The 9,180-nt window shown below is 62.8% G+C and carries 9 protein-coding genes; 4 read left to right on the top strand and 5 right to left on the bottom strand.

What is annotated here, in order from left to right; all coding sequences use genetic code 11:
* Window positions 1-81: 81 nt before the first annotated feature.
* Both IE168_RS05165 and IE168_RS05160 read right to left on the bottom strand, forming a co-directional pair.
* Complete coding sequence (locus IE168_RS05165) at window positions 82-1,380, bottom strand: N-acetylmuramoyl-L-alanine amidase family protein (RefSeq protein ID WP_189495851.1); 1,299 nt, start codon at window positions 1,378-1,380, stop codon at window positions 82-84.
* 286 nt (window positions 1,381-1,666) lie between these two features.
* A complete protein-coding gene (locus IE168_RS05160; RefSeq protein ID WP_043766636.1) occupies window positions 1,667-2,092 on the bottom strand; it encodes a MerR family transcriptional regulator in 426 nt (141 codons plus the stop codon).
* A 41-nt stretch (window positions 2,093-2,133) separates the two neighbouring features.
* Between IE168_RS05160 and IE168_RS05155 the strand changes: the two genes are divergently transcribed.
* The 4 genes from IE168_RS05155 (at window position 2,134) to IE168_RS05145 (ending at window position 4,285) form a co-directional block, all read left to right on the top strand.
* Window positions 2,134-2,490 carry a mercuric transporter MerT family protein gene (locus IE168_RS05155; RefSeq protein ID WP_017355168.1) on the top strand — a complete coding sequence of 119 codons (357 nt, stop codon included), beginning with the start codon at window positions 2,134-2,136 and terminating at the stop codon, window positions 2,488-2,490.
* 8 nt (window positions 2,491-2,498) lie between these two features.
* Entirely contained in the window at window positions 2,499-2,786 is a 288-nt protein-coding gene (locus tag IE168_RS05150; protein ID WP_189495848.1) for a heavy-metal-associated domain-containing protein, read from the top strand.
* Window positions 2,716-2,991 (top strand): GDCCVxC domain-containing (seleno)protein, encoded by a 276-nt coding sequence (locus tag IE168_RS14505; protein WP_484497218.1) that lies wholly within the window; start codon window positions 2,716-2,718, stop codon window positions 2,989-2,991. The genes IE168_RS05150 and IE168_RS14505 overlap by 71 nt, the downstream gene beginning before the upstream one ends.
* Before the next feature lie 94 nt (window positions 2,992-3,085).
* The gene (locus tag IE168_RS05145) at window positions 3,086-4,285 is read left to right on the top strand and encodes a hypothetical protein (RefSeq protein ID WP_189495846.1); all 1,200 of its coding nucleotides are present in this window, start codon (window positions 3,086-3,088) and stop codon (window positions 4,283-4,285) included.
* A 36-nt stretch (window positions 4,286-4,321) separates the two neighbouring features.
* Here IE168_RS05145 and IE168_RS05140 read toward each other — a convergent pair whose 3' ends face one another.
* The 3 genes from IE168_RS05140 to IE168_RS05130 form a co-directional block, all read right to left on the bottom strand.
* Entirely contained in the window at window positions 4,322-5,200 is an 879-nt protein-coding gene (locus tag IE168_RS05140) for a hypothetical protein (RefSeq protein ID WP_189495844.1), read from the bottom strand.
* Between the two features lie 242 nt (window positions 5,201-5,442).
* Window positions 5,443-7,518, bottom strand: coding sequence for a heavy metal translocating P-type ATPase (locus tag IE168_RS05135; RefSeq protein WP_229823123.1), 2,076 nt, complete (start codon window positions 7,516-7,518; stop codon window positions 5,443-5,445).
* A 63-nt stretch (window positions 7,519-7,581) separates the two neighbouring features.
* Window positions 7,582-9,174: an ABC1 kinase family protein gene (locus tag IE168_RS05130; RefSeq protein ID WP_036196098.1), complete on the bottom strand. Its 1,593-nt coding sequence runs from the start codon at window positions 9,172-9,174 to the stop codon at window positions 7,582-7,584.
* Window positions 9,175-9,180: the final 6 nt, after the last annotated feature.

Here is a 9,180-nt window from a genome sequence, read left to right as displayed (position 1 = left end):
CGAGGATGCGGCGCAGGGTCGCCAGGCAAGACCAGAAGCTGTCAGCTCTTTTACAACCGTCCGTGATTTCGGGGTAGAACCCTAGTGGATGGAAATGGTTTGGGTGCTACCCCACGGTCCCTGGATATCGGGAACATCTGTAATCGCATACGGCGTGCATGGCTCGCCCTCTTCGTAAAGTCGCACGCCCTTCTCAACCCCTTTCATGGCAGCTGCTTGAAAGGCGGGATCCAAGAGCGCTGCAGCGTCATCTGGATTTGAGTGAAACGCCGTTTCAACGATAATCGCAGGAACTGTTGCGATGCTGTTTTCGCCATTATCGGTAGCGCCGACAGGATTGGTTGCAACTGGAAAGTCTTCGTAACCGCCTTGCGCGTTGATTATTTCCTTCATGTAGCAGAGAACACTTGTCGCGACATTGCGTGGGACAACTCTGCCTTGATGGTAGTAGACACGAGTGCCACGAGGAGTCGGCGTGTCATGCCCGTTCGTATGTATACTTAGCAAACCACTCGCTGCGATATCATTCGCATATAGTGGCCGACTCCTGATGTCTTCATCACGCTCACGCAAATCGTGAGTTGCATTGGGTAGCGAGTTCCAGATATCTTTCCTGTTTGGCAGCATCTCCTGCAGATAATAGCGAGCCGCTATGTCAATCCAAGGCGATCCGCTTGGGGCGTGAACGTTGGGCGACATAGAGCGTATCAGCAGCGCTGAATGCAGACCTCGCTCCATGATCAAATTTACAAGGGAATAGGAAAGTGGCTGAGTAATTTGGTCTTCCCTAACTCCAAAATACGCGTCTCGCTGAAATCTCCATATCGGCGGAGTGCTGCGATGGAGATACATTCCATGTCCAGCACTAACTACAATTTGTCCAGGACCGCCAAGTTGGCCGAAGTCGAGACCGCTCAAGGGGTCGCCGTCCTGTACGGAAAAGTCCTCCGGATAGTAGAAATGGAGCCCTTGGCCATCGAATGTGTAGTCGACATTCTCAACAATGATCTTGAGATCGAAGTTCGCCATCTGCACGATCTCAGTAGTGATCGTATGGAGACGATCTTGTAGCTCACTACCAAAGTTTCTCTGCCCTTGGGGCAGGTAGTCTTGCGTCAGATCAATCACGACTCTACTGTGGCTCTTATCTAGTCGGACGCTGATAAACGCATCAGTACGTCCCTGTCGAGCCAGTACGCCCTGAACAACGTCCGAGAGAAGAGCCACGAAGTTACGAGCCTGCTCGTCATTCAGTGACGCCGAATTGATCGGATCTTCGTGGGTTGGTTTAGGGGGTTTAGCAGCTACCCCGAAGGTGATTGCCGAGAGCATTACCACTGTCAAGACGCGTGGGATCCAACTTGCGCACGACTGCTTCATAGCCATTCTCCTTGGCAAACAGTAGGTACACGCGAACAAGATCGCCCGGAACGCTTAGAGTGCTCCTGCCCCATGCAAACCCTTAGTACAGCTAGATAAAACAGAACGTGATAATGGTCACGTTTTTGCCTGCGGAGGCTGAAGACCCCCTTTCCTGCTACCGCTTGTTATCTTTGTTGGCGATGATCTTCGCCTTATCGCCAGTACGGAAGCAACAGAGTAGGGCGCCCGCGTAGGAGACTTTGAGGGTCGGCAGGGATTCGTGTAAAGACGGGCCGAAAGTGAGCTAACTGCCTGTCGCAGCTGGCTTTCTTGGCCGCTCCAGAAAATCGAGGGTTGGGCAGCACTCTCCCGCCGGCACTTGGGCGCACCGGGCTATTTTCTGTTCGAGATCCCTCTCCAGCTGTCGCAGCTCGCGGATTCGTAGACGGACATCGACGAGCTTTCGCTCGGTCAGCTGACGGGTCTGCTCGCAAGAACGTTCGCCTGTGATCTCTAGCAGGCCAGCGATCTCGTCGAGGCTGAATCCCATCATCTGAGCGCGCCGGATGAACTGAAGCCGATTGACATCGTTTTCGTCGTAACGACGCACGCCTCCTATGGGTCGCTCGGGTTGACGCAGCAGCCTACGTCGCTGGTAGTAGCGCACGGTTTCGACGTGCACATCGGCCGCCGCCGCCAGCCGGCTGATCGTAAACGTGTTCGGACGCACGACTTGACTCCGTACCTAGGTACAGAGGCTAGTATGCTCTGATGCAAACAACCCCGGCCAAATCGTCTGTTCCAGCCATCGTTGGCGCGAGCATCGCCGCCATTGGCGCATCGGTCTGCTGCGTCGTGCCGCTGGTGCTGGTCCTGCTGGGCATCAGTGGCGCCTGGATCGGCACCCTGACAGCTCTCGATCCCTTGAGGCCCTGGTTCAGCGCCGCCGCCGTACTGTCCTTGGCCGTGGCGTTTTGGATGCTGTATCGACCGGCGGCACGGTGCGGTGTGGATGGCAGTTGCATCGCCCCGGACGCTCTGCGACGCAGGCGACGTTGGCTCTGGTTGGCGACAGCCCTCATCGTCCTGTTGCTGCTGTTTCCCTATTACATCGTCTGGATTCTGTAGGAGGCGCGATGCACAAGTGGATACTGGCCCTGGTGGCTGCTCTGTCGGTCGGTGCCGCTCTTGCGACGCCCGCAACCGTAGTGATGCTCGATGCTGAGAACATGACCTGTCCCGCCTGCGGCATCACCATCAGGAAGGCGCTGGAGAAGGTGCCGGGCGTGGCCGATGTGAAGGTGGACACCCGGGCTAAAACAGTCACGGTGACGTTCGAATCGAGCCAGACGGATGCAGCCGGAATCGCGCGTGCAGTCACGGAAGCAGGCTTCCCGGCCATGGTGCGGACTGGCGGTGAGTGACGTCAAGCTGGAAAGCATCTTGACCTGCCCGGAGTGCGGCCATCGGGCGACCGAGACAATGCCCATCACAGCGTGTCAATTCTTCTATGAGTGCACGGGCTGTGGAGCGGTTTTGCGTCCGCATCAAGGCGACTGCTGTGTGTTCTGCTCGTTCGGAACAGTGCCATGTCCACCGATCCAACAGAACAATCCCTGTTGTGGTTGAACCGCGGACTCCGATAATAGTTGGACAGACAGGCTGCGAGATCGACTGTGCCACCCTGGAAAGCGCGCCGCTCAACCAGCGGTGTGCATGCGAAGTGGTCGACATCCTCCGTCTGCACGAGTCGATCCGGGGTGCCTTTCCGGAGTTCACGACTGATCCCGCCGTACACGCGCACTTATTTTCACCCTATGCCTTGTTCGTTGATCGGCCCGCGTTGGAGGCCATGGGACGAGTCGCGGCGGCGGTCTTCGACGTCGCAGGAAACCCGGGATATAGCCAACGGGTCCTGCAATGGGCCCCTGACATTGCAACCCATGATCCGGGTTCGGCGGGGGGCGTCCTGGGTCTGGACTTTCACCTGACGGTCGATGGGCCGCGGCTGATCGAGGTCAACACCAATCCAGGCGGTCTGCTCCTCAATGCCTTGTTGCTCGATGCCGTGCGGTCTTGCGCGCCGCCAGCATGGGCCACCTGGACCAACGCGGCCCAAGCGCGTGATGCGGCCGTCACGGCCTGGATGGAGGATGCTCGGCAGCAATCCGGGCGCACGCCGTCGCGCCTGGCCATCGTGGACAGCACTCCGCGAGCGCAGTTCCTTTACCCCGAGTTTGAGCTGTACGCGAACGCGTTTCGGGACCATGGCGTGGACTGCGTGATCAGCGCTCCCGAGGATTTGTCGTTTGGTTCGGACGGGCTTGAGGATGCCCACGGTCGAATCGACACTGTCTACAACCGGTTGACCGATTTCGCGCTCGAGGATGCCTCGCATGCAGACATTCGTGAGGCTTACCTGGCAGGGGACGTCGCGCTGATGCCGCATCCCCGAGCACACGCGCTGTTTGCCGACAAGCGCAACCTTGCGGTGCTCGGGTACCCGGCTCTGCTCGGCGGGTTCGGGGTCGATGCGGGTTCGACGGCACTGCTGGGCCAGGTGATCCCGCCCACGGTCGAACTCGTGCCCGCGAACCGGGATGCGTTGTGGGCAGTGCGCAACGGATATTTCTTCAAGCCTGCAGCAGGGTTTGGCAGCCGTGGGAGTTATCGGGGCGACAAGTTGACCCGGCGGACTTGGGCGTCTATGGCGTCGGCGACCTACATCGCACAGGCCTTCGCGCCACCGAGCATGCGGATCGTGCATGGGGGCCAGTCCCTCAAGGCGGATGTGCGCTGCTTCGCGTCCGAGGCGGGTGTCCTGTTGTTCGCGGCCAGGCTGTACCAGGGCCAGACCACGAACATGCGCACCCCCGGTGGTGGATTCGCAGCGGTGCTCACGTCGTCACGGATCGACGAGTGATTCCCCACCGGAGCCGACCCTTGGGGCGTGTCGTGGCTACAGCCAGGCGAGTGCCGATTCAGCCAGTTCGCGCTCCTCATCGATCGCGACGTTCCATATGCTCGGCCCGCCCCCGCGGTCGATCCGCGTGGCTCCAGCATCGTTGACGTCAGGTGCCAGCGCCAGGCCGAGCCAGGCCAGTCGCGCGACGATGCGAGCCCGCAAAACCGGCGCGCGATGGCCGATGCCGCCGGAAAAGACGACATGGTCGAGTCCGCCGATTCCCGTGGCCATGGCCGCGATGGACTGCGCGATCCGGACTGCAAACAGCTCCACGGCGAGCTGGGCCTGCGGGCCGGGATCGGCCAGCAACACGCGCATGTCGCCATGCCCGGCGATTCCAGCAAGGCCTGCACTGCGATCAAGGCCATCTTCAAGTGCCTGCGCATCCAGACGCTCGTGCCGTAGCAGATACAGCAATGCGCCGGGATCGAGATCTCCGGAGCGGGTAGGGCTCGGGATTCCACCCAGCGGAGTGAGCGCCATGGTGGTGTCGCGGCTGCGGCCGCCTTCGACGGCGTTGACGCTGCAGCCACCGCCCAGATGCGCGAAGACGGCGCGGCCCTTCAGGATTCCAGTGTCGTGGCCGGCCACTATGCGGAGCGCGGAGGCAAAGGCGAGTCCATGGAAACCGTAGCGGCGGATGCCCAGCGCATCCCATGCTTCAGGGACAGGCAAGCGCCGGCTCCAGGGCGCGAGCGACGCGTGGAAGTCGGTGTCGAAGGCCACGCCTTGACGCGCGTGCGGCCAACGCAGGCGGGCGGCACGCGCGAACGCGAGGGCTACCGGCTGGTGCAAGGGCGCAAACGGCACCAATTCATCCAATTTCGCGAGCACGGTTTCGTCGAGCTCGCGGGCGTCGTGCAGGTCCGCCATGTACGATCCGGTGCACCACCACGTCGGGGCCGGGCGACGGCTCCGACAATGCCTCGAGCAGGGTGGCAAGGCGCTCCTGCGCATCTACGCCGACTGGAATCTCGGCCCGGGAGCGCTCGACCAGGCGAGACTGCGCGCCGGGTCCCTCAGCGTTGAACAGATAGGACGCGCCCTTGAGGGTGGACGAGCCAACGTTGAGTGCGAGAAGCCGGCGCGTGGTCACAGGTGTCGCCAAATCATGCTCATGGGGACCGCACCGCCCGGCGCAACAACTGCGCATTGATTGCCACAACGACGGTGCTCAGCGACATGAGCACTGCCCCAAGCGCAGGTTGCAGCAGGATCCCCCATGCGGCGAGAACGCCAGCGGCGAGAGGGATGGCGACGATGTTGTAGCCGGCGGCCCACCACAGGTTCTGGATCATCTTGCGATAAGTGGCCTTGCTCAATTCGATGATCGCTGGCACATCGCGCGGGTCGCTGCGCACGAGTACGACGTCGCCGGCCTCGACCGCGACGTCCGTCCCTGTGCCGATGGCGATGCCGACGTCGGACGTGAGCAGCGCCGGAGCGTCATTGACACCGTCACCCACCATCGCGACGCGCTTGCCCTGGGCCTGCAGCTCCTCGATCTTTGCCACCTTGTCCTCGGGCAATACCTCGGCGAAGACGGTGTCGATATTGAGTTCCTTCGCGACCGCGTTTGCGACCGCCGTGGAATCACCAGTCAGCAGGACAACCTCCAGTCCTTCGTCGTGCAGACGCTTGACCGCGTCGAACGATTCGGGACGGATGGCATCCGCGATCGCAAATACGGCGAGCACCCGGTCGCCTTCCACCAGGTAGGTTGCAGACTGACCATCGGCTGCGGCTGATTCGGCAGCCCGCCGAAGGGTCTCCGGCGGCTCGACGGCGAGCATTCTCAAGAGACCCGGCCCGCCAACGTGAAGCGAGCGCTCCTCGACGACTGCGCGCACGCCGCGTCCTGGCATGGACTCGAAGCCCTGCGACATCGGAACGTCGATGCCATGTTCCTTTGCGCTGGTCATCAGCGCCTGCGCGATCGGATGTTCAGCGTCGCGCTGGACGGACGCTGCCACGCGAAGCACCTCGTCGTCGGTGAGTCCTTCGGCGGCAGTGGTCTTCACGACGCGATGCGACCCGAGGGTGAGCGTCCCTGTCTTGTCGAATACGACCGTGTTCAGAAGACGCGCCTCTTCCAGGCCGCGTCGATCGCGCACAAGCAGCCCGTTCCGCGCGCCAATTGTGGTCGAGATGGCTGTCACCAGCGGGATGGCCAGACCCAGCGCATGGGGACAAGCGATCACGAGCACGGTCACTACGCGCTCGATCGTGAAGCTCCAGGGTCGACCGAGGAGTGGCCAGACGATGGCGGTGATGGCGGCGGAGACGATGGCGATGATCGTGAGGTAGAACGCCGCCCGGTCCGCCAGGGCCTGGGCGCGCGAGCGTGACGTTTGGGCCTGCTCGACGAGCCGCATGATGCCCGCGAGCGCGGTCTCGTCGCCGGTTCCAGTCACCTCGACACGCAGCGAGCCCTGCCCGTTGACGGTGCCGGCGATCACCCGGTCGTCCACCGACTTGTCCATCGGCTTGGACTCGCCGGTGATCATCGCTTCGTTGACCGCGCTGGTCCCTTCCTTCACTACGCCGTCGGCGGGAATACTTGCACCCGGCCTGATGAGCAGCAGGTCACCGCGCTTCAGATCCGCGACTGGGACTTCCTTCGCGGTACCGGCCTCATCCAACCGTACCGCCATATCAGGCAGCAGCTTCGCGAGCTCCTTGAGAGCGCCCTGTGCCTGGTTGATCGAACGCATCTCGATCCAGTGGCCGAGCAACATGATCGCCACGAGCGTCGCCAGCTCCCACCACAGGTCCAATCCCTCGACAACGCCGAGCGTGACCAACGCGCTGTAAAGGAAGGCGACGGTGATCGCAAGCGAGATCAGCGTCATCATGCCCGGCAGGCGATTTCTCAGCTCGTGGTATCCGCCGCGGAGGAACGGCCAGCCGCCGTAGAAGTACACGATCGTGCCGAACACCGCCGGGATGTACGCCGACCCCGGGAACTGTGGTGCGGTGTAGTCGAACCAATGCTGGATCATCCCGCTCCAGATCAGAGTGGGGATGGTCAGCAGCAGCGTGAACCAGAACTTGTCGCGGAAGCTCGCCACGCTGTGGCCGGCGTGCTTGTCGTGCCCGGCATGGACGTCACCTTCAGCACCCGTGCGGGGATGCGGCGGTTGCTCGCCGTGCGCCTGATGATCTTGATGATGATGATTGCGTTGCGTCATGGGTCTGCCTTCCTGAATGCACTGATGCACCGGGCACCAGCGGGGAGATAGATCAGTGTTCTGTTACAAGTGTCCCGATCTGGCGATGGCCATCACCAGCCGCAGTGAGAGCAATCCCGCAGCAGCGAAGGCCACGATCGCCAGGAAAGGCATGTGACCGAACACTTGCGGGCCGTCGGAATGCAGGCTCAACAGCGCACCGCTTACGTACAGGCCCAAGGTGACCAGGGCCAACGCCAGCCGGTTGCCCGTGCGCGCGATTGCCTCCTGCGTGGAACTCAGGCCATGGTGGTGTACGGAGAAGGCGGGTCGTCCGTCGCTGAGTTGCGCCTGCCGCAACAGGTCGGTGGCGATCTGTGGCAGTTGGCGCGCAGTGCGGGCCAGCCGCATGGCAAGCGGCCTGTTGCCGCTGGGGCGGCTGGCTTCGGCAATGTCGGCGATCGCGGCCGCCTGCGCGGACAGCGTCCCCAGCAGGTCCAGATCCGGATCCAGCGCCCGCAGCGTGTTCTCGACCAGGAACAGCGTCCGGATCAGGGACAGCAGGTGGGCCGGAAGCCGGAAGCCAGCGCCCTGCCCAATGCGTGCCACGCGCCAGATTGCCTCGGCAATGGACCACTGCGCCAGCGGACGGCTGGCCATCTCGGCCAGGATCAGGTGGATCTCGCGCACATGCGAGCGGCGGTCGACCTGCGGCGGGAAGAAGCCCATGGCGATCGCTGCATCCAGCACGCCCTCGGCGTCGTCGGCCGCAATGGCCTCGACCATGCCGCCGAGCGCGAGCCGGGATGCAGGGTCGAGCACGCCGATCGAGCCAAAGTCATGCAGGCACAGGCGACCGTCGTCAAAGAAGAACAGATTCCCCGGGTGCGGGTCGGCATGGAAGACGCCGGCGCCGAAGAGCTGATGCACGTAGGCACCGAGCAGCGCCCTTGCCAGTGCGGGAGCCGCCGCCGTTCCATAAGCGGCTTCCAGGCGGGTGCCGTGGCTACGATCCTGGACCAGCACGTCGCGGGTGGCGTAGGGCTCAACGACATGTGGCTGTGTGATGCCGGGCAGGGCATCGAGCACCTTCGCCATGCGGCGCATGTTCTGCGCCTCGTGACGCATGTCGATTTCATCGCGCAGGAATGCGCCCAGCTCGTCCACCAGTTCGAGGGGGCGGTGTCGCTTCAGAGGCGGCCAGATCCACTGGGCTACGCGCAGCGTGCGTCGAAGCAGCCGCAGGTCAGCCTGCACTTGAGCGTGGATGCCCGGCCGGGTGACCTTGACGACCACGTCGCGACCGTCATGCATGCGAGCCGGATGGATCTGAGCCACCGACGCGGCGGCCAGCGGATGGTCATCGAAGCTGGCGAAAAGCTCTTCGACGGAGGCGCCGAACGCCTGCTCGACCATGTGTCTGGCCTGGTCCGCAGGAAATGCCGGCACGTCGCTGTGCAACCGCGACAATGCCTCGCGATAGGGCGCCGGCAGCAGGTCCCAGCGCAGGCTCAAACCCTGGCCCAGCTTGACGAAGGTGGTACCCAGCCCCACCAGGGTGGCGCTGACGTACGCGGGAAGCCGTTCGGGTCTGCGTCGGCGCAGGCGCAACACCGCGACCCCGAGAGTCAGTCCGGCCCAGGCGATCTGGCCTCCGCGGCGCACCGTGCCCGCCATCAGCGC

Origin of the sequence: Luteimonas padinae (assembly GCF_014652935.1) — a bacterium.
Lineage (GTDB): Bacteria > Pseudomonadota > Gammaproteobacteria > Xanthomonadales > Xanthomonadaceae > Luteimonas > Luteimonas padinae.
The sequence above is the reverse complement of the archived record's forward strand: the minus strand, read 5'-3'. Positions and strand labels throughout refer to the sequence as shown.

Coding starts and splice junctions, on each gene's coding strand:
- IE168_RS05165 (WP_189495851.1), bottom strand. CDS start 1,380: ATGAAGCAGTCGTGCGCAAGTTGGATCCCACGCGTCTTGACAGTGGTA.
- IE168_RS05155 (WP_017355168.1), top strand. CDS start 2,134: ATGCAAACAACCCCGGCCAAATCGTCTGTTCCAGCCATCGTTGGCGCG.
- IE168_RS05150 (WP_189495848.1), top strand. CDS start 2,499: ATGCACAAGTGGATACTGGCCCTGGTGGCTGCTCTGTCGGTCGGTGCC.
- IE168_RS14505 (WP_484497218.1), top strand. CDS start 2,716: ATGCAGCCGGAATCGCGCGTGCAGTCACGGAAGCAGGCTTCCCGGCCA.
- IE168_RS05140 (WP_189495844.1), bottom strand. CDS start 5,200: ATGGCGGACCTGCACGACGCCCGCGAGCTCGACGAAACCGTGCTCGCG.
- IE168_RS05135 (WP_229823123.1), bottom strand. CDS start 7,518: ATGACGCAACGCAATCATCATCATCAAGATCATCAGGCGCACGGCGAG.
- IE168_RS05130 (WP_036196098.1), bottom strand. CDS start 9,174: ATGGCGGGCACGGTGCGCCGCGGAGGCCAGATCGCCTGGGCCGGACTG.